Genomic DNA, 20,675 nt, shown 5'->3' with positions numbered 1-20,675 from the left:
CCGCCATGCTGGATCTGGAACTGCTGAAAACCTTTGTCTGCGTGGTCGACGAAGGCAGCTTCACCCGCGCCGCCGAGCGCGTACACCGGACCCAGTCGACGGTCAGCCAGCAGGTGCGCAAACTCGAAGACCTCGTTGGCCACGCCCTGCTGCTGCGCGACCGTACCGGACTGAATGTCGCCGTCACCGAGCACGGCGAACTGCTGATCCACTATGCCCGCCGTTTGCTGGCGCTGTCCGCTGAAGCCACTGAAGCGCTGGCCAGTGACCTCGACCTGGAAATCCTCCGTATCGGCATGCCGGAAGACTTCGACGCGCGGCGCATGGCGCTGATCCTTGCAGGCTTCACCCGCAGCCATCCGCAAGCGCGGCTGGAAACCCTCAGCGGCATGAGCCTTGATCTGCGCCAGCGCCTCGATGCCGGCGACATCGACATCGCCCTGATCAAACGCGAACCCGACAGCGGCCCGGCGTGGGCGACCTGGCCGGAGCGGCTGGTGTGGGTCAAAGGTGCGGAGTTTGATTCGTCGATCGGCGTGTTGCCGTTGGCGTTGTTTCCGCAAGGCTGCCTGTATCGGCAGCGCGCCATTCGTTTGCTCGATGTTGCCCAGCGCCCCTGGCGGGTCGCGTTTGGCAGCCACAGCCTGACCGGCATTCAAGCAGCGGTGGCTTCGGGATTGGGGGTGTCGGTGCTGCCGGTGTCGGCGGTATTGCCTGAGCATCAGGTGTGTACGGATCTGCCGGAACTGGCGCCGACGGAATTGGCATTGGTTAGTCGTGAGGGTGTGTTGAGCGGGTTACAGCGCGGTCTGGTGGAGTTTTTACGTGGGGAGTTGGGGGTGGATGCGGGGGGATTCGCCTGAAATCCTCCCGTTTTTATCATTGGGGTTTGTTGATTTCCCGTAGGAGGTCCGCGACGGGAATGTTCATGGTGTTTGAGTAGTAGGGCTTGTAGCCGTAGGCGGTGACGACGACTTTGCAGGGGATCTGTTGTTTGTTGGAGAGGAGTTGGTTCAGTTCTGCCACTGACAAGTCTCGCCGCGAACCGCCACCGTTTGAAAGTTCACTCATGAATGTACGGGTCAAGTAGGAGAACCCCATTTTACTGCTGACGTCTTTTTCGGGTTGTATTACACCAAATGCAGTAAATCGCATAAATTTCTTAATAGAAAAATCTTGGTCATCCGACAAAGCGCACTCGAGCATGCCTGAAGCCATCCCCACCCTTTCTCCTCGATCAAAAAGATTAAGGACATCGACATCCGACTGATACCGAATGACATACAGAAGCGAACTATCATCCCTCTCAATAGAACGGAATATCAAGTTCGCAGGAGGTTTTATATGGTCTTTAGCACAACCGGAACAAATACATAGAAATACGCAAAGTAAGAACTTACTCACCCGAAAACTCCTTCATGATGGATTCGAACAAGAAGTCGCTCGCCGATTTCCTGCCTGCTATGGGCGCATTGAATAGCCCGAATGCGTTGGCATGGTTCGTATCGACACTGACATTCACCGAGGGACCGCATGAAACAAGCCATTTCTCGCCAAAGTCAGCCACCCCATCTGACGGGTCTCTCTGGGTGGGTGCAGCCTTGATATTTATCCAGTCATTGGTGATTGGCGCAGGTCGCTCGCGATAAATATCCGACCCGAGCCAAACCAAAGCCCCCTCTCCTACCGGATCAAGAGTGATCAGCATCTGAACTCGGTAGCCCCATTCCGACATGATTTTTGTCAGATGAGCGCCATTCCATCCACCGAGGCTATGTCCGACGATATAAACAGGACAACTCTTGTAAGGAATAAGGCTCAAGACATGACGCTGAATATCCTGTTTTCCTCTGACCTCGTTGTAGCCCAACCAATCTGACTTGTATCTACCCTGCTCTTGCAACCTACGAGTGCGATCATCAAATGTCACCCATGCCTCTCGGATATTTTTATACGGTCCGGAAAAGTAATATCTCTCTTTGTCGCCAGCCCCACCAATAAATAAAACAATCGCCTTGGTACTCTCCACCGGTACCGGCTTGTCACTGACATCCTTCTTGTCCGTCAGCGCATGCTCCTTGTGCAGCTTGTAATTGTTGCCCTTCGCGCACGTTACCGTTTCAGCAGTCATCCCTTACTCCTCCAAAAACAACTTGATGGTTTCCGGCAGGTGCGAGCTGACTTGGTGAGTAAATCCGTTCGCGTCAGACACCCCATGTTCCAGACGCCCGTCAGCGCGCTGAATAACGTAAGGATGATCAGGCATGGGCTCACCAGTCACATCATTGACCAGTTTCAACCTGTCAGTGAAATGCACCGGCATCGGTAACAGGCCACTGAATGGCGCGGCTGTCACCGTATCACCGATGATCACCGTGCCTGAACCGCCGATGACGACATTGCCGTGACCACCGGTGCTGTCCAACGTGGCGGCGTTCAAGCCATTGATGAACACCGTCGACGCAACAGCACCGGTAATCGGGCTGCCGCAGGCGGATTTGTCAGTCATTCGCGCAGCCGCCAGACCGTCGAAATTGACATTCGGCGAGCCACTGGCTATGGGATTGGTGCCATGTCCCGGCAATGGACAGGCGGTTGGATCGGTGACGCGGGCGGCGGGTTTTCCGCTCATGAACAGCTCCTTGCAATGTAACTTGGTCATCCTTTCGGGAGTGCAAGCATGCGGGAGTTCGCCGGGTACTTCAAACCTCCAGACCAAAAAAGGCGCCCGATCGGGCGCCTTTTTGATACGTGGAAACCGCTCAGGTTAGCGCGACGGCGGCACCCGAATATCCCCCGCCCGGCACTGGGTTTTCACACCCTTGCCACAGGCGCCGAACTGCAGATCCTTGCCCATGCACACGCGTACTTCCGACAACTCCGGGCCACTGCAAATGACGGCGATTCCATCCGCCGGAATGCCCGGGTTGGCCTTGCGGAACAGGTCGGCGATTTCCTGGGCTTCGAAGTAATACGAGGTGCTGAACGGTTGCAGCTCATCGGGGATTTTCACCGCCGCGACGGCTTTGTCCGCTTCGTCCAGATAGCCCATCGCGCCGAGGCCGCTGCAGGTGCCGTGTTTGGACCATTCGTGGTCGAGCAGTTTTTTGGTCGGGAACAGCGTCAGGCCCTGGGTGGTTTGCGACGCGTTCAGCGCAGTCAGCGGCGGGCAGGATTCAGGCCAGCCGCCCTTGGCGTATTGCGGCCACAAACCGTGCAGCACGAAGCCGTAGCCCTTGCCCGTGCACTGCGCGTCATCTTTGTGCGTCAAACAGAAGGTCGGCGACCAGGACAACGCCAGCAGGTAGTAATCGAACACCCCCGCCACCGACTCCGCTTGGGCCTTGCTCGACTGTGATTGCCGCGCCGAACTCAAACCGATGCTACCGGCCGTCAGCGCAATCACTGCCAAAATTGTAAACAGCTTTTTCATCTACCCGCTCCTTGGGACGCCTGCGTCCGTGGTTTTCGATCCTGACCAGTCTTGGCCAGCACTGATTTCGCCATGCTTGTGTTGCAAGCGCATGACGCAAGGCAACGCCGTACCCCGTTGAAAGGTCTACGATTAACAGGCAGACATCAAACCAAGGGATCCGAAATGAGTAAAGCAGACGAACTCGCCGCCAAACTCAAGCAAACCCGGCACACCCACGCGGATGCCGCGCTGGAGATCGATTGCTGGCCGGCGCAGGTGTACGACTTGTACCACCGCATCGAGGCGTGGCTGCAGCCGGTCACCGAGGTTGGGTTGAAGATTCGGCGCAATCCGACCCACGTTTGTGAAACCTCACCCGATGGTGAATCCCACGATTACGCCATCGACCAACTGGTGATCGAAGCCAATCATCAAAGCCTGACATTTGATCCCATTGCGCGGTTTACCGAGGATGGCGCCGGGCGGGTGCAGATCATCCCGTCAGCCACGGACACCTATCTGCTGCGCACCGTGGATGAGCACGGTGAAAGCCATTGGTGGGTGCAGTCGATTGAAACAGGCCAGCAGTTGGATGCCATCGCGCTGACGGAAAATAATCTGTTGTTGGCGGTGCAAGAAGGGTTGGGGCTGTAAGCGAAATTGGCGTCCCCGCGCTGGTGAAACACGTGACCGGGCTCATACATATTGATGCATGACCCTAATAGCACTCAGGTCAGAATTAAGACAGCGGACGTAATCGGGAGCAAAACTCCTCATATGGCATAGATTGAATGTTCTCATATGCATTCAAAATCACGTGTTCAGCATCCCCATTCTTCGGCCACCACTGACCGTCCAGGTAAATTTCAATATGTGAAGCGGGGATCTCAAAACATTTCAAGGAGGGAAGAATGTATTTGGCTCCCCGCCGTTCGTCGGAACGATCGACGTGGGACTTTCGCCATTTTAGTGCTGGCGTACATTTTTTGATTCGACTGAGAAAGGCCAATTGAAACTCATCATGAACGCGGTTATACGCGGTACTGCCAAGCGGTAATCTTTGCTTCAACTGGAGCAGGGCGTTTTCGTACGTATCGTAGAAATAAAACGCCCGATCGTTTCCGGTGTTCTTCAGATTCTTGGCGTATTCGGGAGAGTTTCTGAGATCTCCGGCATTACCTTTTCGCTCGGTTATCGTAAAACCAGTTTTGAAAAAATTCGACCAACCTTTTGCCGTCTCAAATCGATAGTAATAGTCCGTTTTGGCGGACACCCGGTCTGCACAGCCGCAACAAACAACTGCAATGGCTTGATGCAGCCACGACCGTAGCCGACTCTTCATACTCACGCCGTCCTTAGCCCTTTTGGGCAGAAAAAATGAAGAGTAACCAAGTCACGCTTAAATCGCCATCAACCCACGCTGATCCGATCAGCGTACCAACTGCTCATTGCACCGTGCGCTCGTGCTACTAAAATCGGTTGCTCCTGCAATCAGCTTGAAGAAAACGACATGCAATCATCAATAAGAAAAATCATGGTGCTGGGTGCTGGTTTCGCCCTGTCCTGCGCTGCCCACGCCGAACAAAACCCTTCACACCTCGACACCATCCAACAACAGGGCGAACTGCGCGTGTGCACCACCGGCGACTACAAGCCCTACACCTTCAAACGCCCCGACGGCGACTTCGAAGGCATCGACATCGCCATGGCCCGCTTGCTGGCCGACAGCCTCGGGGTCAAAGTGCAATGGGTGCAAACCACCTGGAAAACCCTGATGCCGGACATGCAGGCCGGCAAGTGCGACATCGGTATGGGCGGTATCTCGGTGACCCTGGAACGGCAGAAAAAAGCCTACTTCAGCAACACCCTCGACACCGACGGCAAGATCCCGCTGGTGCGCTGCGCCGACGTCAGCAAGTACCAGACGGTCGAACAGATCAACCAGCCCAACGTACGCCTGGTCGAACCCGCCGGCGGTACCAACGAAGCCTTCGTCCACGCCTTCCTGCCCAAGGCGCAACTGGCCCTGCACGACAACGTGACGATCTTCCAGCAACTGCTCGACAACAAGGCCGACGTGATGATCACCGACGCCTCGGAAGCGCTGTATCAGCAGAAACTCAAACCGGGCTTGTGCGCGGTGAATCCGCATCAGTACATGCAATATGGCGAGAAGGCTTATCTGCTGCCGCGCGATGACATCAGCTGGAAACTGTACGTAGATCAGTGGCTGCACTTGAGCAAAGTCACCGGCAACTATCAGAAAACCCTGAGCGAATGGATTGCCGTACCCGCCGCGAAGTAATCCTTAATCGTCATGCAGCATGCCGGAGCTGTACTGATTGAGGCTGCTGCCGATACTGCTGCCGCCGAACTTCAACGTATTGGCGTTGCGCCCCTCCGGCGACTGACAGTCGCTGGAGAAACAACTGGTGGTGGTCAAACCACCCGCGCCGGAACAGGCACTCAACACCGATACCGCTGCAGCGATCAACAGCACTTTGACGACATAAAGGCGCATGGCACGATTCCCCTCGGGATGAACAGCGACGATCTTGTCTGAACATCCTAGGCCTGCGCCGCACCCGGCAAGATGAAACTTTGCTCATCGCCAGGGAGATTACCAACGCTGAATGGCTCAACAAACGTCCGGCACTGAGCCAAGTTATCGAGCGGATCAGTGCGAGCTGAAAGCGATCAGCTCTTCAGCCACGCACTCGTCGGGATCTGCGCCAATGATTTGAAGGCAGGCCTGGCGAACCAGTAACCCTGCATCAAGTAAATACCGCAATCGGCGAGAAAATCTCGTTCCTCGGCATCTTCTATGCCCTCGGCGATCACCTCCACGCCCAACTCTCTACACATGTTCACCACGTTACGCACGATGATCTGGCGCACCCGATCACGGTGAATATTTCGGATCAGCGCCATATCCAGCTTGATCAAGTCCGGTTGAAAATCCGCCAATAAGTTAAGGCCGGAATAGCCTGCACCAAAATCGTCGATCGCCGTCTTGAACCCAAAATCACGATACTCACGCAAGATCGCCATCAAATGCTTGTTGCTTTCAACGTGCTCGCCTTCCACCGCTTCGAAGATCAGCCGCTCCAGCGGAAAGCCGTAAGTGCGTGCCGCTTCCAGCGTGCTGCGAATACACATCTCTGGACGGTAAACGGCATTCGGCAGAAAGTTGATCGACAGGTACTGCGTCATCCCTAACTCAGCCGCCGTGGAAATAGCCCGCACGCGACACAGTTGGTCGAATCGATAACGGTTTTGATCGTCCACCTGCTCCAGGACAGATAAGGCGCCCTCACCCTTTACGCCTCGAACCAACGCTTCATGAGCAAACGTCGTTTGATCGCGCAGATCCACAATGGGCTGAAAGGCGAAGGCAAAATCCATGTCCGGCATGCCGTTGCTCTTACAGCCCTGGCAGCCTCCGGCAGACGTGAATGATTTTGGAAAGTCGGTCATGACACCCTCTGATAACGGGTTGTAACCTTCCATGGCGGTTAATAAACAGCCGCAGGACTGACTCATCTGCAAACCAGGCGACAACTGCAGCCCGACGGCGCCTGAATATTCGAAGGCGCCGCGTGCTCTACATACAAATGATCAGGTGCGGAAATGCGCGGTCATTCGCTGCAGGTCCTGCCCCAGTGACGCCAACTCGACCGTCGCAGCCGCACTCTCCTCACTGGCAACCGCCGACTGGTCAGCCACATCCCGTACGCTGACGATGCTGCGATTGATTTCGTCGGCCACGGCACTTTGCTGCTCGGCAGCGGCCGAGATTTGCAGGCTCATTTCCTGGATCGTGCCGATGGACTGATTGATCTCGGTAATCGCCAACTCGGCCTTCTGCGCCAATACCACCGTATCGAGGGTGCGCTCGCGGCTGGAGGCCATCAGTGTCGAGGCCGCTTGCGCGCCTTGTTGCAGGGTGACGATCAGCGCTTCGATTTCCTTGGTCGAGTCCTGTGTCCGCTGCGCCAGCGAGCGCACTTCGTCTGCCACCACGGCGAACCCACGCCCCTGTTCTCCCGCCCGCGCGGCTTCGATTGCGGCGTTCAACGCGAGCAGATTGGTCTGCTCGGCGACGGCTTTGATGACATCGATCACTTTGCCGATCTGCTCACTGTCCTGAGACAGCACGTTCATCGCGCCGCCCAACTCTTCAATGGCCACCGCGAGCTCGCTGATCTGCAACGTCGCCTGCTTCACCACCGTACTGCCGTGGCGCGCCTGTTGATCGGCCAGGGTGGCGGCGGCGGACGCATCGGTCGTGTTACGCGCAACTTCCTGCACCGTCGAAGCCATTTCGTGCATCGCCGTGGCGACTTGATCCACTTCGCTTTTTTGCTGACGCACGCCAGCGCTGGTCTGCTCGCTCATGGCCGAGAGCTTTTCCGCAGAAGTGGAAATATGCGTCACGCCATTGCCGATACCTTGCACCAGTGTGTTCAGGTTTTGCGCCATGTCCTGCATCGCATTTTGCAGATCGCCCAACTCGTCTTTGCGGTTTGATTTGGCCTGTACCGTCAGATCGCCCTTGGCAATCCGTCGAGCCAGTTCAACCGTCAGAGCCAGCGGTGCAGTGATCTGGCGCGAGATGACCACCGAAGCAAACAGCCCGATCACCAGCGCCAACACGGTCAATACGGCGATCTGAACAAAGGCTGAATGCTGATCCTCACGCGCAAGGCGCTGCTGGGTGTCCATCAGGCCATTCATGATCTTGTCCATCGCCTTGCTTTCCTGGTCGACCTGGTCGCGCATGTTCTGTTTCTGCTCAAACAGCCCGGCCACTTCCACCAATACTTCGCGATAACGACGCATCCCGGCATGCGCATCTTCCAGTTGACTCGACAGGGTCGCCGGCAAGTTGCTACGCGCCTTGGTGATATCACTCAAGAAGGTATCGATGGTTTCCATCATCAGTTTTTTGTTCGCGTCGTTAGGCACCGCAATGTAACGACGCAACATCAGGCGAAACGTGGTCATGCCATTGCGCAAGTCGGCCACCGTGCGCAGATCCCGAACGCGTTCGCCGTCGGCAGACGCCAGCGCATTGGTCGTGGAGGCTTCAAGCATGCCGGCAAAAGTTTGCGCGTACTTGTCCGACAGCGCAGTCAGCGGTTTCAGGGCATCGGTGGTCGACTGATCAGCAGCGATCAGCCGCTTGACCTTCTGGTCGTAGGTGACAATCGTGGTTTGCAACGCCTTCAAGGCTTGCTGGTTTTCAGCGCGCGTCAACGTGTCCAGCGCCTTGCTCACAAGGCCCTGCAAGACATTCAACTGCGCGTTATAGGACTCGGCGAACGCTGCGTCAGCCGCGGCTTCGTACTGTTTCTCAGACAGACGCATATCTTGCGTCGCGTCATTCAACGTGCCGATCAGACGCGTCGTACTCAAGCGATCAACCAGCACGCTGTTGCTGTTATAGCCAATGAAGGCAACCGCCAAAACGGCCAGCAGAAGAATGCCGAAGCCGGTTCCCAGCTTGCGGGAAACTTTGATGTCACCCAGGAAATTCGATGCTACTGCCATATTCAGCCTCAAACGCCCTGACGCGAAACGCCAGGCACAAAAAATTGATCTCTGGTAACCACAGTCACCGTCCAGACATTCGGGGGTCGTCATCCAAGGCGTAATACGGGACGCTCCAACTGTCCCGGAAATGCAAATGCAGATGCTGTTGAAGCGTCGAGAAACACCCGACGCGAGCACCGGCAGACAAACCCATCACGTCGCAGACAGGGCGTCTGCACACTGGATTTATCGTTTCAGCAAAGGTGTCTGGAGGGATGCTAGTAATTTTGCGAAAACTTGTACAACTTTATATTTTTGTACAATCGTTGAACTTTTTGAGCGGCGTGATGACGCATTGCCATCATGATTTATGGCACATCGCTACTGGCGAAAAACCAGGCTGAAAATGCTGAATCAGGCGCCTGCCGACTCAGTCCCTTGCTGGCTTGGGAATCGCAATCCGGCTCCCAGTCTTGACCTCGCGCAACGCCAGGCTGGACTGAATGGAAGCAATCCCCACCTGACGCCTGAGCACCTGCTCGATGAAATCGCTGTAGCTATCAAGATCCTCCGCCAACACCTGCAACACATAATCGGCATCGCCGGTGATCTTGTGGCAGGCCACCACCTGCGGCAATTGCGCAATCACCGCCTCGAAAGCGTCCGGTGCGTGGTCGGCGTGGGTGGAAAAACGAATGTGCACGAACGCCATGATATCCAGCCCGAGCATTCGCCGATCAAGGTTGGCCTGATAGCCCTTGATGACCCCCGCCTCCTCCATGCGCTTGCGCCGCCGCCAGCACGGCGTAAGGCTCAGCGACAGCCGCTCGCTAAGTTCAGCGTTGGAAATGCTGGCGTCTTCCTGCAATAACTCAAGAATTGCCAGGTCGGTCTCGTCGAGGCTGATGCGTTTGGATATTTTTTTCTGCATGCCGCCATTCCTGAGTAAAAACGCCCGAATAATCGACCAAACCACGAAAACAAAGCAAAGAAAGCGCAGCCAAGCCGGAACAGAATATTTGCACTGGCCAACAATAACGGATGCGCAGAATGTTTACAGTTTTCAGTGATTCCCACCGTTTGCACCACGGCACCGAATTGAAAGACGGCGTGCTCAAACCTTCGTTCGAGCAACCGAGTCGCGCCGACACCGTGCATAACCGCGTCAAACAGGTCGGCCTCGGGCAGATCGTCGAACCGCGCGCGTTTGATCGCTCGTGCTACGTCAACGCGCACAGCGAGCGCTACGTCAGTTTTCTGGAAAATGCCTGGAGCGAATGGCGCGCAACCGGTCGCACTCACGATGCCTTGCCGCTGGTATGGCCGGTGCGCGATCTGGCCGGCGAAGAGGTGCCGACCTTCATCGACGGCAAGCTCGGTTTCTATGCGATGGACGCCGGCTCACCGATCACCGCGACGACCTGGCAAGCGGTAAAAACCAGCGCCGATATTGCCCTCACCGGCCTGGCCCTGATCGATGAAGGCCACGACAGTGCCTTCGCCCTGTGCCGTCCGCCCGGCCACCACGCCGCGCGCGAATACATGGGCGGTTATTGCTACCTCAACAACGCCGCGATTGCCGCGCAACAAGCCATCACCCAAGGCGCCAAACGTGTCGCGGTGCTCGACGTCGACTTCCATCACGGCAACGGCACGCAGAACATTTTTTATCAGCGCAGCGACGTCATGTTCGTCTCGTTGCACGGCGAACCGGCGGTGTCCTATCCGTACTTCTCGGGGTACAGCCACGAAGTCGGCGCGGGTGTCGGCGAGGGTTACAACCTCAACTATCCCCTGCCGAAAAACACCACATGGGAGAGCTATCGCAACGCCCTGCTCCACGCCTGCAAAAAGCTTCAGCAGTTCGCCCCTGAAGTGCTGGTGATTTCCCTGGGTGTCGACACGTTCAAGGACGACCCCATCAGCCACTTTCTGCTGGAAAGCGAGGACTTCATTGGCATCGGTGAACTGATCGCCAGCGTCGGCTGCCCGACCCTGTTCGTCATGGAGGGCGGCTACATGGTCGATGAAATCGGCATCAATGCCGTCAACGTGCTGCACGGCTTCGAGAGCAAACGCAGCTGAGCCGCCCGCCGCTCTACAACCTTTCAATGACTGGATCGGAGAATAAAAACATGACGCTTTTTATAGATGTCGATGATGCTGCACGCCTGTTCACCCAAGTCGGCATCCGCCGCGCCATCCGCGAAATGGCCGGCTACATCGAAGCGGATTACGCACGATGGGCGCAGTTTGGTAAATCGCCGCGCACGGCCAATCACTCGGCAGACGGCGTGATCGAGTTGATGCCCACCGACGACGGCCAGCAGTACTCATTCAAATACGTGAATGGCCACCCGAACAACGGCCAGCAGAACTTGCTGACGGTCATGGCCTTCGGGCTTCTGGCCGATGTGCAGAGTGGCTATCCGACGTTGCTCAGCGAACTGACTTTGACCACCGCCGTGCGCACCGCCGCAACCTCCGCGCTGGTCGCGCAATCGCTGGCTCGTCCGGGTGCGACCTCAATGGCCCTGATTGGCAACGGTGCGCAGAGTGAGTTTCAGGCACTGGCCTTTCATGAGATGTTGGGCATCAACGAAATCCGTATCTTCGATATCGATCGCGACGCGTCTCTCAAGTTGAAGCACAACCTCGCGGCGTTCCCGGACATCGAAGTGATTCTGGCCACCTCGGTGAAGGACGCGGTCAAGGGCGCGGATATCGTCACCACGGTCACCGCCGATAAAGCCTACGCAACCATTCTGACCCCTGAGATGATCGAGCCCGGCATGCACATCAACGCGGTCGGCGGTGACTGCCCGGGTAAAACCGAACTGCACGCCGACATCCTGCGCAACGCCCGGGTCATCGTCGAGTTCGAGCCGCAAACGCGCATTGAAGGCGACATTCAGCAACTGGACGCCGATTCCCCGGTGATCGAATTTTTCCGCATTGTGCAGGGCGAAGTCGCCGGGCGCGAAAACGATGCGCAGGTGACGGTGTTCGATTCGGTGGGTTTTGCCCTGGAAGACTTTTCCTCTCTGCGCTACCTGAATGACCTGGCTCAGGCACAGCAAATCGGCCAGCGCATCCACCTGGTACCGACGCCGGCCAACATCAAAAACCTCTTCCAACTGCTGGATCCGCAACCGGCCAAAGCCTCGCGTCTGCGTACCGTCAGTTGATCGCTAACCGCCGCCCCCAAGCCACAGGGGGCGATTCACCTTGTGATCAGCCGCTGCACCTCTAACAAGAACGCTCAACACCCACTTTCTGCCAAAACTCAAAAACATAAAATCAAGAGGTTTTGCAATGAAATCGACCCCTTCCGGGCTGCCTGAACAGCCCGCGCTGCAGCGCACGCTCAGCAATCGTCACATCCAGTTAATGGCCATGGGCGGTGCCATCGGTACCGGCCTGTTCATGGGTTCCGGGAAGATCATCGCCCTCTCCGGGACGTCGATCATCCTCATCTACATGATCATCGGTCTGTTCGTGTTTTTCGTCATGCGCGCCATGGGCGAAATGCTCCTGTCAAACCTCAACTTCAAAACTTTTGCCGACTTCGCCGGTGCCTACCTCGGCCCACGCGCAGCGTTCTTTCTCGGCTGGTCGTACTGGCTGAGCTGGAGCGTCGCGGTGATCGGCGATGCCGTCGTGGTCGGCGGATTCTTCCAGTACTGGTTCCCCGACGTCCCGGCGTGGATACCCGCCGTCGGCATGCTGGCAACCCTGTTCGCGCTAAACGTGCAGACCGTCAGGCTGTTCGGTGAGGTGGAATTCTGGTTCGCGATCATCAAGATCATTGCCGTCGTGACCCTGATCGGCGTCAGCACCGTACTGATCGCCAGCTCCTTCGTCTCGCCCAGCGGCGTCACCGCGTCCCTGAGTCACCTGGTGGACAAACAGGCGGCGTTCCCCAACGGCTTGTTCGGCTTCTTCGCCGGATTTCAGATGGCGATCTTCTCCTTCGCCGGCACCGAGCTGATCGGCACCGCCGCCGCCGAAACCCGCTCGCCGGAGAAGACCTTGCCCAAAGCAATCAACTCGATTCCGCTGCGGATCATCCTGTTCTACGTGCTGGCACTGACCTGCATTATCGCCGTGACCTCGTGGCAGCAAGTCTCCCCGGTCAAAAGCCCCTTCGTCGAACTGTTCCTCGTCGCCGGATTTCCCGCAGCGGCCGGTATCGTCAACTTCGTGGTCCTGACCTCGGCGGCCTCCTCGGCCAACAGCGGCGTGTTCTCCTCAAGCCGCATGCTGTTCGGGCTGGCCAACCAAGACAACGCGCCCGGCCTATTCCGCCGACTGTCTAGCAACAGCGTGCCGCTGCTGAGTCTGGCGTTTACCACGCTGTTGATGCTGGTCGGCGTACTGGTGCTGTTCATCGTGCCGGAAGTCATGACCGCATTCACCATCGTCTCCACCGTGTCGGCGATTCTGGTGATCTTCACCTGGTCGACCATCCTTGCGTCTTACATCGCCTACCGGAAAAAACGTCCAGATCTGCATGCGAAGTCGGCTTACAAGATGCCCGGCGGCGTGCCGATGGCTTGGTTTTCGTTGGCGTTTTTGGGGTTTGTGCTGGGGTTGCTGGCGTTGCGGCCTGATACGCGGATTGCGCTGATGGTCATGCCGGGGTGGTTTGTCTGGTTGGCGATTGCTTACCAGTTGACGCGGTTGAGGAAGCCGAAATCTGCGGTTGAATCGGCGGGGCAGTTTGGATAGATCTGCGAGAGAAAGCCGTCACCTGGAAGTGACGGCTTTTTGTTATCAGCGAAAGAGCATTTCACCTGCCCATGGCGGGACAGGATTTACGCCTTCACCTCAACGTTATCCAACGCCTGATTCACCGCCAACTCGCCCAACATCACCACCTGCGCAATGCCCAGCGCGGTTTTGCGGTGCGAGGGTTCAAGCGTCGCGGCGAAGTTGTTGAGCATTTCCGAGGCGGAACTCAGCGTTTCACTGGCGTTGGCCAGCAGGGATTCCGAGTCGTACTTGGGGTTGGCGAGGTACATGCGCTCGGGCTCGTTGACGCTGGACATGATGTGGCCGGCGGGAAGGAGATAGTGATCGAGCGCGCGCTCGGCGGCTTCGTGGAGTTTTTTGGAGTTGAGGGATTCGTAGGGGGATGCGGGATCGGTTTCTGGTGGGTTGGGCGTTACTTTGAACATAGATGGAACCTCTAGCGCGATTACTAAAAGGAGCCATCACCCACGCTACCAAACGATGGGTGGCGGCCATACGCGGGTTGGTAGACCGGTCGCACTAGAACCCGGCGCCCACGAATGGGCCCCACGCATGACCACCATGAAATCCGAGTCCTGGGGAAGCGACTGAAATTGGTGATGCGATGCATCTAGACACGAAGCGGGCTACCAAACCCGATCACTGGTTTTCAGTGATGTGGGGACGATAGAACCTGCGGGCTAGAGGCACAAGCCGGGGGATTCTGTCTTAGGTGTAGGGGGAGGCGCAAGGTTGTGTAGGCTTAGGGCTGCAGCAAGAGACTTCATTTAAACAGACGCGGCTTTTTCTGTTTAAAGGGCTCTACGAGCACGCTAAACGATCCAAATATTGTCACCAGCGCAGAGAGCAAATCGTTCTTCTTGAAGCACTGTGCGTCGCTCCGATGATGGATCGGACACATCGTCGGTCCCTGCCCCATTTAATAAAGGCTAAAAGACCGCTTTAAAAAGCCCTGTACCAGCATCGTACCAGCCAGGTACCCTTCTCGAAGACTCCGCGATTTATTCCCTTCTTTGTAGCAATTTTAAAGCAAGCGTTTTCGGCTACGATCTGGGCACTACTGATACTGTCAAAAACGGGGATAGAAATACTGGTGCAATGAACGCTCTCTTGACGTTGTCCCGTGAGATCTGACATGAGCTGTCCCACCATTGTGTGGTGCGCTAAAGATGTCTGTTGCACAAGTGTTTAAGCCAATGCAACTCCGCAGCATGTACTAGGCTTTTCAAACCCATCGCTCAAGGACGATTTTCATGTCAGATCACTCAGCCTCCAATATCGCAACGGCAGATGCTTTGACATTGCTACTGCACAACCAGCATGCGTTGGCGGCTGCAATAGAGGAGGTCACCGTGTGGCTTTCGGCTAATGGCGTGCAGGTAGTTGCAGATAACGCTGTGATGGCTATGGAAACCTTAGACACAAATGCAAAAGCGATTAAAGATGCAATTATGCGTATACGGCAGTCCTAGGAATGCCTAGCAGGCAGCGGTCGTTCTATTCGACCAAATGCGATCAGTCGTGGTCGTCAGCTTTCGGCCAGAAGCGGTCATTCCACCTGCCTGCCAAATTAGAGCGCGTTAGACCTCGGTGCGCGCGCTCGCAGTGCGTCGTAAGCGTGCGACTACACTCTGTGTAGTGAGCACCTTAAGGAAAGCACATGGACATCACCATTCAGCGCAAGAAAGGAATGTTTGACAGCGCCTATGGCCACGCTATCCCGCTGGCAATTTTGTTTGATGGAACGTTCGTGGGCCGCCTGGAAACGGGTGAAACATTATCTTTGAACCTTCCGGACGCTTGCGGGACGTTGCAAGTCGGTATGCTTGACCCCAGAAACTCGCCTTACATTGGAAGCGCGTCTGGTGAGGTCATATCGACCAGCAATGCACAGAGGGTTACCCCCGGACAAGCCGTTCAGTCTTTTTCGGTAAAGACTCGGAAATGGGTGTTCTTTGACGTGCTGGGTTTGGCGGGCTCAGCGCCGTTCAACCGCTGGGTACTGGCGCTTGAGACAGATCAACTTTAGGAAGCTTCTGACAGGCGTCAATCGGCCATTAGCGGACGCTCACAAGCGAACGCTACCGGCCAAAAGCAGACGTTCGCGGAAAGCTGCTTTCGGCCCAGAGTGTGTAAAAACGCTTCGCCAAAATTGAGGTGTGCGCGTTTACGTTAAATCTGAAATTTATCGGCACGTCAGCAGATGTGGTTTTTGCGTAGAAGCGCGATTTCCAGTCCGGTTTTGAGTGCCTGTCGCGCTGAAAAACGTTTTTACACAGCCTCGGCCACAAGCTGCCATTCGGCTCGATATTTCGCCCCTTTCCGGTCCCCGTGTCTGCGAGCTAAAGCAATTTCTTAGCGTCCGAGTGAGGGCGGCCCATATAGCTCAGTTTCCCAGTCTTCAAGAGGCGGCGTTACTTTGAAAGATGGGTCGCAGTATGACCTTAAGTAGTCAGTCGCTCTCCTTTGGGCATAGGTAAAATTGAGCACGTTACCTTCACCGTCCATCTCTATGACGTTCGCGAATATCGCGAAGACCATCTCAATTGCACTCGGCTCAGAACCATAAATATCGATGTACTCCACGTTTTCAAGCATGTAGTGGGTTCCACTTGCCATATAGTACGCAAACGTTCGGAGTGCTCCACTGAAATCATTACTCAGCTTCTTCATTTACATTTTCTTTTAGTAAATATTCTGGATTTTAGCGCCCATAATCAACCAATGCCTTTTTTTTCCGTTTTATTGTGATCGAGAAAGGTCTGAACCGGGCAATAAGCATTAGCAATAGGTTGCTTACTGTCTGATTACGGCCGGAAGCGGACGGTCAGTAGTTGCAGCTATCGGCTAGCGTCACCGATGAGTGAAATGCTGCTGTATGAAGGCGTGCTCTTCTTCGACCAATCTAGGGTATCTGCTTTCATCAAGCGTTTCACGAAGTCGCTTGGAGTAGCCTGCCTGCTCAAATGCTACTTGGCACCTCGCGCTGTCATAGAACGACCGGAGATGGGCGAGTGCCTGATCAAATTTGGGGCTTTCAATACGTAGAAATAGACCTGTCAAATCTAGCTGGTCCGTAAGCTCTCGATACAAGTCGATTGCGAAAATACTGCCTCCATTATTTCGAGCATGATACACATGCACGTCGCCGTAGCCGTTGTAAAGGTGGGCGAAATACAACGCGTGGAGTTCGAGAATATTGACGGGAATTTCAAGGGTCGAAAATACCACCTGCAGGTAGACGCTGGGAGACGTCTGATCACCTTCCCAGGTTACTAAATCTGACATCGATACACAGATCGCGAATTCTTTGGCATAGATAGTTTTATCAGACATTCTCATTCCAACGCTGGGTGTTTGAATTTTTAAGAGTGGACCTTCATAAGGCACCGACTACGAGTTATGCCTCATATCGATCGGACAGAGCATCAGCTAATCACAGAAATAACCGGCAACCGCTATTCTATCTTCGCGAGCAGCCGGGAATAGCCGCTTTTTGCCTGTTACTGAAGGCAAAAGTCGGCCAGAAGCAACTCTTCCTACTCAAGTCTCAATCCACGACGAACAACTTGGCGCCAATAGCGGTTGAAGACCGGTGAGCCTCCGCGTTGTCAGCCACTTGGTAGCTCATCCCGGCTGTCAAGGTGAAGGTACGACCATCATCAAGTTCGGTCTCCAGTCGACCATCCAGGCAGAGCAGAATATGCCCCTTGCGGCACCTATGATCGGCAAGATAGCCAGGGCTGTATTCAACCATTCGAACTCTTGCATTACCGAATTGGCAAGTGCGCCAGTGTGCCGTGCCGGTTTCGCCAGGATGGGCAGTCGCTTCTATTTTCGACCAATTGGTGGTCCCAAATGGGATGTCGGTGAGCTACATGGGATTATCTCGGACGAGGGCGGGGTTGAATCGTACCGAGGTAACAAGGAAGCCAATAGATACAGATCCGGTTGATTTCATCAATGCTCGAAGCAAGTTGTTGCTCTCCCATCGATTGACGTCCGCGTCCGCCCCCCCCCCTGACTGGCCGCTTCGGCCGATACCTGTCGCTCCCGAACGGCGGCTGTCGGCCAAAAGCAGACGCTTCCGACTCACCACCCAAATGGATGAAAAAGACTCAACGACGATGAGGCGACGTCAAGAGACCAACAAAAGATCATTTTGTTTTACTGAGGGTAAAGCACTCAACTAGCGATTGGCGGCCACGTTCAGATGATGGCTATGCGACACCCTCATGACTATGATGCAATTCTTTAAAAGGCTCAAAGGTGTCGTAGTGATAGGAAATATCTTCAACGTTTTCTCACGACGTAGAGAAAATCAGAATAAGCCTAGAAAGCAGCTCACTCAGCAGTTTCGGCAGAGGACATTCATGCTCATTCGGGATGTTGGCCCGGGCATGGTCGAATCCCTAGAGTTTCTTCACGACCGGCTTTCCTACCTACTCGGGCACCAAAACCTCTCAGGGAAGAAAAATATTTCCTATGCTGATGATGCTTTCGAGTTTCTGCATGACTGCAGCGACCCGCACTTCCTTGATGCTATTGAATACCTAGTACATCACGAAGGATGGCGTTACATAGGCGGTCAACATGAACCCGTGATTGATCGTTTGAACGAGTTTTTAAATGTAGATGATCTTCCCTACTTCGTCACCAAACCGGTATGGGAAACGACGGAGGAAATGTACCGAGGCGCCCTTACTCAATTCACCAGAATCCGTGAGCAGGCGAAGGTCATCCCAAAGGAAAGTCAAGCGATCCACGAGACGGCTATCGAGCCTGCTCTGAAGTTATTGCGTCAGCCTGCATTCCTGAATGCGAACTCCGAGTTCATGTCAGCTCTGGAAGACTTTCGGCATGGAAAATTCGGCGACTGCGTCACCAAGTGCAACAGCAGCTACGAAAGCGTCATGAAGGTAATCTGTGGGCAGAAAGGCTTTGGGTATACCCAAGGAGACACAACCTCCAAGCTCATTCGGACCATCATGCAGAAAACAGAGATGGATACATTCTGGGAGCAGCCACTGATGACTGTCGGCACGCTTCGCAACAAACTGAGCACCTCGCATGGTGCCGGTGAGATGCAGAAGGTAGTACTAGAGCATGTTGCTAAGTACACCCTCAATATGACGGCCTCTGCGATCATCTTTTTGCACGATCAGGCTTACCGGGCCAACCCCTGAATTCTTCGATTAGGCTTGCGGGAGTGGAAATGCGTCGTTTCGATACCAGACCTTTGATTGCGTTGGCGACGGCTCCAGAGGACCAGGATGATCCTTGGTATAAAGAAGCCGAGCTGGCTATTCAGTACATGAAAGCAAACTCGGAATCAGACGAGATTGTGATTTACGCTAGCGCGCCTTTCCTTCTAATCGTAGGGGCACTCGCTCCAACCGATAATGTCACTCCACCCGATGGTGAAGCGCTTCAAAACCTCTCACTGTTTACCGATACTACTTGGCGCATCGAGAAGTCTTGGTGTTCCAGTGAGGGACATCGTGTCTACATTGAGGCACCATTTCCAGAGGACAGCGGGTCTGCTTTAGCAGGTGGGGAACCTCTGGTCATTCGGCGACGCCTTGAGGGTGTTCATACCGGGTCTACGCCGATCGAAATTAGCCAAAAACTCGTGCATTGCCTAGACATTCACTATGTGGATGAGCGAAAGGCATATTGTCGCCTGAATGATAATGGCGATATCGAGGACGTTATCAGAATACTGAGGCTCCAAATTCCCGACCAAATAGAGGGGCGGGAAATGGTTACGATCCTTCGTAAGGACCTGGACAACTACATGGCCCTAGCGGACATGGCGCTGGTAATGAAATTTGATTTCACTCGCTATGTGGCCGGTAGCTTCAACAGTTGGGATGGAGCCAGCCGATATAACCGAGACGAGTTAGATCTTTTCTATCATGGTGGATCAACCAGTAAGGCGAGCTTCACGCATGGAGCAATGGTGGTAAGGCCTAATACCACCGTTGAAGAACAAGAAGAGGCGTGGCGCAAAGACTTCGACGGTGATCCAGATCGTGAGTACGCGGTCTTCAAAATCTATGACCGTAAGAATGACCGCCAGGTAGAGACTTCTTGCAGCCCCGAGCACATCGTCAGCTATTTTGAAGATAGCGATCTTCCATGGCAGATATCTCCCGTTTTTTCAGGCCAGAGGTTCTAAATCGTTTCAAGGGGGATCCTGAGAAGTACACGCTGGAGGACCGGAGCATCTCGTGCAGAGGAGCTTGGTACCTTAAATCTTACGATATCAATGAGGCCGGCCAAGTTCATGCGTACATCTGGGACCTATCAAATCTGCCCTATGACGAACAACTCTACTGGAAGGCATTCAACGAATGGCCTAAGGCCCCAATCTCCGAGCGCGCGCATCGAACGGACATCGAAGGCGATTGGTACACCGAATATCAACCATTGGATGCGCTGAAGCGCAAGATCCGAACGCTCGACAAGAGAAAGCCTGCCTGGTGGAACCCTCGCGGTGAGGAGCTGATCGATAGCGTGCTTGCTCCAGCCACAGACTCGCCTAAGGAATGGGGAGATGAAGTCATGGCTCTCGATCAATGTCTGGTAGAAGGCTTTCTCGACAAGCCACTGCGTAAGATGGCTGAGGAAAAAGGACGCGATCTGGAGCCGAACTGGCGCTCGCTCAAGTTGTTGTATGAAATTCTCGTGGGAAACTCAATCACCGCGGAGGAAGCTAAGCAAATCTTGGCGCCGATGAGAAAACTCCATGAGCTTCGTAATGAAATCCGGGGACATGCGACTAACGAAAAAAAAGCTGTCGCTATTCGGGAAGCCCGTACCACTCATGGGAATTTCCGTTCGCACTTTTTTCACCTAGCCGAAGGTTGTGATCATGCTCTTGCCGCAGTGATGAAAGCGCTTGAGATTGATATCGACGAATGAGCGATGGATGGCCTCAAAGGGGCAGTATCGGAGCGTTAGTCGT

General features: G+C 55.0%; 24 protein-coding genes and 1 pseudogene. 11 read left to right on the top strand and 14 right to left on the bottom strand.

Annotated elements, in window-relative coordinates:
• Positions 1-5 precede the first annotated feature (5 nt).
• Complete coding sequence (locus HUW52_RS11900) at positions 6-863, top strand: LysR substrate-binding domain-containing protein (RefSeq protein WP_175553729.1); 858 nt, start codon at positions 6-8, stop codon at positions 861-863.
• Between the two features lie 16 nt (positions 864-879).
• On the opposite strand, the gene HUW52_RS11895 is transcribed toward HUW52_RS11900, so the two are convergent.
• The 4 genes from HUW52_RS11895 to HUW52_RS11880 form a co-directional block, all read right to left on the bottom strand.
• Positions 880-1,404, bottom strand: coding sequence for a hypothetical protein (locus HUW52_RS11895; RefSeq protein WP_175553728.1), 525 nt, complete (start codon positions 1,402-1,404; stop codon positions 880-882).
• On the bottom strand, positions 1,397-2,131 hold the full coding sequence (locus tag HUW52_RS11890; RefSeq protein WP_175553727.1) for an alpha/beta hydrolase: 735 nt from the start codon (positions 2,129-2,131) through the stop codon (positions 1,397-1,399). Before HUW52_RS11890 ends, HUW52_RS11895 begins: the two co-directional genes overlap by 8 nt.
• A gap of 3 nt (positions 2,132-2,134) precedes the next feature.
• Complete coding sequence (locus HUW52_RS11885; protein ID WP_038362545.1) at positions 2,135-2,632, bottom strand: PAAR domain-containing protein; 498 nt, start codon at positions 2,630-2,632, stop codon at positions 2,135-2,137.
• A gap of 135 nt (positions 2,633-2,767) precedes the next feature.
• Positions 2,768-3,433, bottom strand: coding sequence for a ribonuclease T2 (locus HUW52_RS11880; RefSeq protein ID WP_175553726.1), 666 nt, complete (start codon positions 3,431-3,433; stop codon positions 2,768-2,770).
• A 165-nt stretch (positions 3,434-3,598) separates the two neighbouring features.
• Here HUW52_RS11880 and HUW52_RS11875 point away from each other — a divergent pair, with 165 nt between their 5' ends.
• Positions 3,599-4,069, top strand: coding sequence for a hypothetical protein (locus HUW52_RS11875; RefSeq protein WP_016984581.1), 471 nt, complete (start codon positions 3,599-3,601; stop codon positions 4,067-4,069).
• Between the two features lie 85 nt (positions 4,070-4,154).
• Here HUW52_RS11875 and HUW52_RS11870 read toward each other — a convergent pair whose 3' ends face one another.
• Positions 4,155-4,757, bottom strand: a complete 603-nt coding sequence (locus HUW52_RS11870) for a hypothetical protein (protein ID WP_016984582.1) — start codon at positions 4,755-4,757, stop codon at positions 4,155-4,157.
• A 192-nt stretch (positions 4,758-4,949) separates the two neighbouring features.
• On the opposite strand from HUW52_RS11870, the gene HUW52_RS11865 reads away from it, so the two are divergent.
• Entirely contained in the window at positions 4,950-5,720 is a 771-nt protein-coding gene (locus tag HUW52_RS11865) for a transporter substrate-binding domain-containing protein (protein WP_175555673.1), read from the top strand.
• Positions 5,721-5,723: 3 nt separating this feature from the next.
• On the opposite strand, the gene HUW52_RS11860 is transcribed toward HUW52_RS11865, so the two are convergent.
• The 5 genes and pseudogenes from HUW52_RS11860 to HUW52_RS11845 form a co-directional block, all read right to left on the bottom strand.
• The gene (locus HUW52_RS11860) at positions 5,724-5,936 is read right to left on the bottom strand and encodes a hypothetical protein (RefSeq protein WP_175553725.1); all 213 of its coding nucleotides are present in this window, start codon (positions 5,934-5,936) and stop codon (positions 5,724-5,726) included.
• A gap of 176 nt (positions 5,937-6,112) precedes the next feature.
• Positions 6,113-6,892 carry an EAL domain-containing protein gene (locus HUW52_RS11855; RefSeq protein WP_175555672.1) on the bottom strand — a complete coding sequence of 260 codons (780 nt, stop codon included), beginning with the start codon at positions 6,890-6,892 and terminating at the stop codon, positions 6,113-6,115.
• Between the two features lie 141 nt (positions 6,893-7,033).
• Positions 7,034-7,813 carry a methyl-accepting chemotaxis protein gene (locus tag HUW52_RS30755; RefSeq protein ID WP_371857719.1) on the bottom strand — a complete coding sequence of 260 codons (780 nt, stop codon included), beginning with the start codon at positions 7,811-7,813 and terminating at the stop codon, positions 7,034-7,036.
• A gap of 78 nt (positions 7,814-7,891) precedes the next feature.
• Positions 7,892-8,968: pseudogene (locus tag HUW52_RS30750) on the bottom strand (methyl-accepting chemotaxis protein); the annotation flags it as partial.
• Positions 8,969-9,380: 412 nt separating this feature from the next.
• A complete protein-coding gene (locus HUW52_RS11845) occupies positions 9,381-9,881 on the bottom strand; it encodes an Lrp/AsnC family transcriptional regulator (RefSeq protein WP_016987646.1) in 501 nt (166 codons plus the stop codon).
• Between the two features lie 119 nt (positions 9,882-10,000).
• Here HUW52_RS11845 and HUW52_RS11840 point away from each other — a divergent pair, with 119 nt between their 5' ends.
• The 3 genes from HUW52_RS11840 to HUW52_RS11830 all read left to right on the top strand — a co-directional run bounded on the left by HUW52_RS11840 (position 10,001) and on the right by HUW52_RS11830 (position 13,681).
• Positions 10,001-11,035, top strand: a complete 1,035-nt coding sequence (locus HUW52_RS11840) for a histone deacetylase family protein (RefSeq protein ID WP_175553723.1) — start codon at positions 10,001-10,003, stop codon at positions 11,033-11,035.
• A 50-nt stretch (positions 11,036-11,085) separates the two neighbouring features.
• Complete coding sequence (locus HUW52_RS11835; RefSeq protein WP_175553722.1) at positions 11,086-12,138, top strand: ornithine cyclodeaminase; 1,053 nt, start codon at positions 11,086-11,088, stop codon at positions 12,136-12,138.
• Between the two features lie 127 nt (positions 12,139-12,265).
• Complete coding sequence (locus HUW52_RS11830) at positions 12,266-13,681, top strand: amino acid permease (RefSeq protein WP_175553721.1); 1,416 nt, start codon at positions 12,266-12,268, stop codon at positions 13,679-13,681.
• 86 nt (positions 13,682-13,767) lie between these two features.
• Here HUW52_RS11830 and HUW52_RS11825 read toward each other — a convergent pair whose 3' ends face one another.
• Positions 13,768-14,130, bottom strand: a complete 363-nt coding sequence (locus HUW52_RS11825) for a DUF6124 family protein (RefSeq protein ID WP_175553720.1) — start codon at positions 14,128-14,130, stop codon at positions 13,768-13,770.
• 828 nt (positions 14,131-14,958) lie between these two features.
• Here HUW52_RS11825 and HUW52_RS11820 point away from each other — a divergent pair.
• Both HUW52_RS11820 and HUW52_RS11815 read left to right on the top strand, forming a co-directional pair.
• A complete protein-coding gene (locus tag HUW52_RS11820; RefSeq protein ID WP_175553719.1) occupies positions 14,959-15,177 on the top strand; it encodes a hypothetical protein in 219 nt (72 codons plus the stop codon).
• A 188-nt stretch (positions 15,178-15,365) separates the two neighbouring features.
• Positions 15,366-15,734 (top strand): hypothetical protein, encoded by a 369-nt coding sequence (locus HUW52_RS11815; RefSeq protein WP_095135724.1) that lies wholly within the window; start codon positions 15,366-15,368, stop codon positions 15,732-15,734.
• A 326-nt stretch (positions 15,735-16,060) separates the two neighbouring features.
• On the opposite strand, the gene HUW52_RS11810 is transcribed toward HUW52_RS11815, so the two are convergent.
• From HUW52_RS11810 to HUW52_RS11800, 3 genes are all read right to left on the bottom strand, one after another.
• On the bottom strand, positions 16,061-16,378 hold the full coding sequence (locus HUW52_RS11810) for a hypothetical protein (RefSeq protein WP_175553718.1): 318 nt from the start codon (positions 16,376-16,378) through the stop codon (positions 16,061-16,063).
• 180 nt (positions 16,379-16,558) lie between these two features.
• Positions 16,559-17,041: a hypothetical protein gene (locus HUW52_RS11805; protein ID WP_175553717.1), complete on the bottom strand. Its 483-nt coding sequence runs from the start codon at positions 17,039-17,041 to the stop codon at positions 16,559-16,561.
• Positions 17,042-17,255: 214 nt separating this feature from the next.
• Positions 17,256-17,570 carry a DHCW motif cupin fold protein gene (locus tag HUW52_RS11800; protein WP_256668514.1) on the bottom strand — a complete coding sequence of 105 codons (315 nt, stop codon included), beginning with the start codon at positions 17,568-17,570 and terminating at the stop codon, positions 17,256-17,258.
• Positions 17,571-17,940: 370 nt separating this feature from the next.
• Between HUW52_RS11800 and HUW52_RS11795 the strand changes: the two genes are divergently transcribed.
• Genes HUW52_RS11795 through HUW52_RS30320 form a run of 3 tightly spaced genes read left to right on the top strand, consistent with a single transcriptional unit; the run spans position 17,941 to position 20,632 of the window.
• Positions 17,941-18,891, top strand: coding sequence for an abortive infection family protein (locus tag HUW52_RS11795; protein ID WP_256668190.1), 951 nt, complete (start codon positions 17,941-17,943; stop codon positions 18,889-18,891).
• Between the two features lie 29 nt (positions 18,892-18,920).
• Positions 18,921-19,886, top strand: a complete 966-nt coding sequence (locus tag HUW52_RS30325) for a hypothetical protein (RefSeq protein ID WP_256668189.1) — start codon at positions 18,921-18,923, stop codon at positions 19,884-19,886.
• Positions 19,847-20,632: a hypothetical protein gene (locus HUW52_RS30320; protein WP_256668188.1), complete on the top strand. Its 786-nt coding sequence runs from the start codon at positions 19,847-19,849 to the stop codon at positions 20,630-20,632. The genes HUW52_RS30325 and HUW52_RS30320 overlap by 40 nt, the downstream gene beginning before the upstream one ends.
• Positions 20,633-20,675: the final 43 nt, after the last annotated feature.

The sequence above is a fragment of the Pseudomonas sp. 43A genome (genome assembly GCF_013363935.1).
Classification (GTDB): domain Bacteria; phylum Pseudomonadota; class Gammaproteobacteria; order Pseudomonadales; family Pseudomonadaceae; genus Aquipseudomonas; species Aquipseudomonas crudilactis.
The sequence above is the reverse complement of the archived record's forward strand: the minus strand, read 5'-3'. Positions and strand labels throughout refer to the sequence as shown.

Bases quoted from the DNA above. Each gene is read 5' to 3' on its own strand.
- HUW52_RS11900 (WP_175553729.1), top strand. From the start codon at position 6: ATGCTGGATCTGGAACTGCTGAAAACCTTTGTCTGCGTGGTCGACGAA.
- HUW52_RS11890 (WP_175553727.1), bottom strand. From the start codon at position 2,131: ATGACTGCTGAAACGGTAACGTGCGCGAAGGGCAACAATTACAAGCTG.
- HUW52_RS11885 (WP_038362545.1), bottom strand. From the start codon at position 2,632: ATGAGCGGAAAACCCGCCGCCCGCGTCACCGATCCAACCGCCTGTCCA.
- HUW52_RS11880 (WP_175553726.1), bottom strand. From the start codon at position 3,433: ATGAAAAAGCTGTTTACAATTTTGGCAGTGATTGCGCTGACGGCCGGT.
- HUW52_RS11875 (WP_016984581.1), top strand. From the start codon at position 3,599: ATGAGTAAAGCAGACGAACTCGCCGCCAAACTCAAGCAAACCCGGCAC.
- HUW52_RS11870 (WP_016984582.1), bottom strand. From the start codon at position 4,757: ATGAAGAGTCGGCTACGGTCGTGGCTGCATCAAGCCATTGCAGTTGTT.
- HUW52_RS11865 (WP_175555673.1), top strand. From the start codon at position 4,950: ATGGTGCTGGGTGCTGGTTTCGCCCTGTCCTGCGCTGCCCACGCCGAA.
- HUW52_RS11860 (WP_175553725.1), bottom strand. From the start codon at position 5,936: ATGCGCCTTTATGTCGTCAAAGTGCTGTTGATCGCTGCAGCGGTATCG.
- HUW52_RS11855 (WP_175555672.1), bottom strand. From the start codon at position 6,892: ATGACCGACTTTCCAAAATCATTCACGTCTGCCGGAGGCTGCCAGGGC.
- HUW52_RS30755 (WP_371857719.1), bottom strand. From the start codon at position 7,813: ATGAGCGAGCAGACCAGCGCTGGCGTGCGTCAGCAAAAAAGCGAAGTG.
- HUW52_RS11845 (WP_016987646.1), bottom strand. From the start codon at position 9,881: ATGCAGAAAAAAATATCCAAACGCATCAGCCTCGACGAGACCGACCTG.
- HUW52_RS11840 (WP_175553723.1), top strand. From the start codon at position 10,001: ATGTTTACAGTTTTCAGTGATTCCCACCGTTTGCACCACGGCACCGAA.
- HUW52_RS11835 (WP_175553722.1), top strand. From the start codon at position 11,086: ATGACGCTTTTTATAGATGTCGATGATGCTGCACGCCTGTTCACCCAA.
- HUW52_RS11830 (WP_175553721.1), top strand. From the start codon at position 12,266: ATGAAATCGACCCCTTCCGGGCTGCCTGAACAGCCCGCGCTGCAGCGC.
- HUW52_RS11825 (WP_175553720.1), bottom strand. From the start codon at position 14,130: ATGTTCAAAGTAACGCCCAACCCACCAGAAACCGATCCCGCATCCCCC.
- HUW52_RS11820 (WP_175553719.1), top strand. From the start codon at position 14,959: ATGTCAGATCACTCAGCCTCCAATATCGCAACGGCAGATGCTTTGACA.
- HUW52_RS11815 (WP_095135724.1), top strand. From the start codon at position 15,366: ATGGACATCACCATTCAGCGCAAGAAAGGAATGTTTGACAGCGCCTAT.
- HUW52_RS11810 (WP_175553718.1), bottom strand. From the start codon at position 16,378: ATGAAGAAGCTGAGTAATGATTTCAGTGGAGCACTCCGAACGTTTGCG.
- HUW52_RS11805 (WP_175553717.1), bottom strand. From the start codon at position 17,041: ATGTCTGATAAAACTATCTATGCCAAAGAATTCGCGATCTGTGTATCG.
- HUW52_RS11795 (WP_256668190.1), top strand. From the start codon at position 17,941: ATGACTATGATGCAATTCTTTAAAAGGCTCAAAGGTGTCGTAGTGATA.
- HUW52_RS30325 (WP_256668189.1), top strand. From the start codon at position 18,921: ATGCGTCGTTTCGATACCAGACCTTTGATTGCGTTGGCGACGGCTCCA.
- HUW52_RS30320 (WP_256668188.1), top strand. From the start codon at position 19,847: ATGGCAGATATCTCCCGTTTTTTCAGGCCAGAGGTTCTAAATCGTTTC.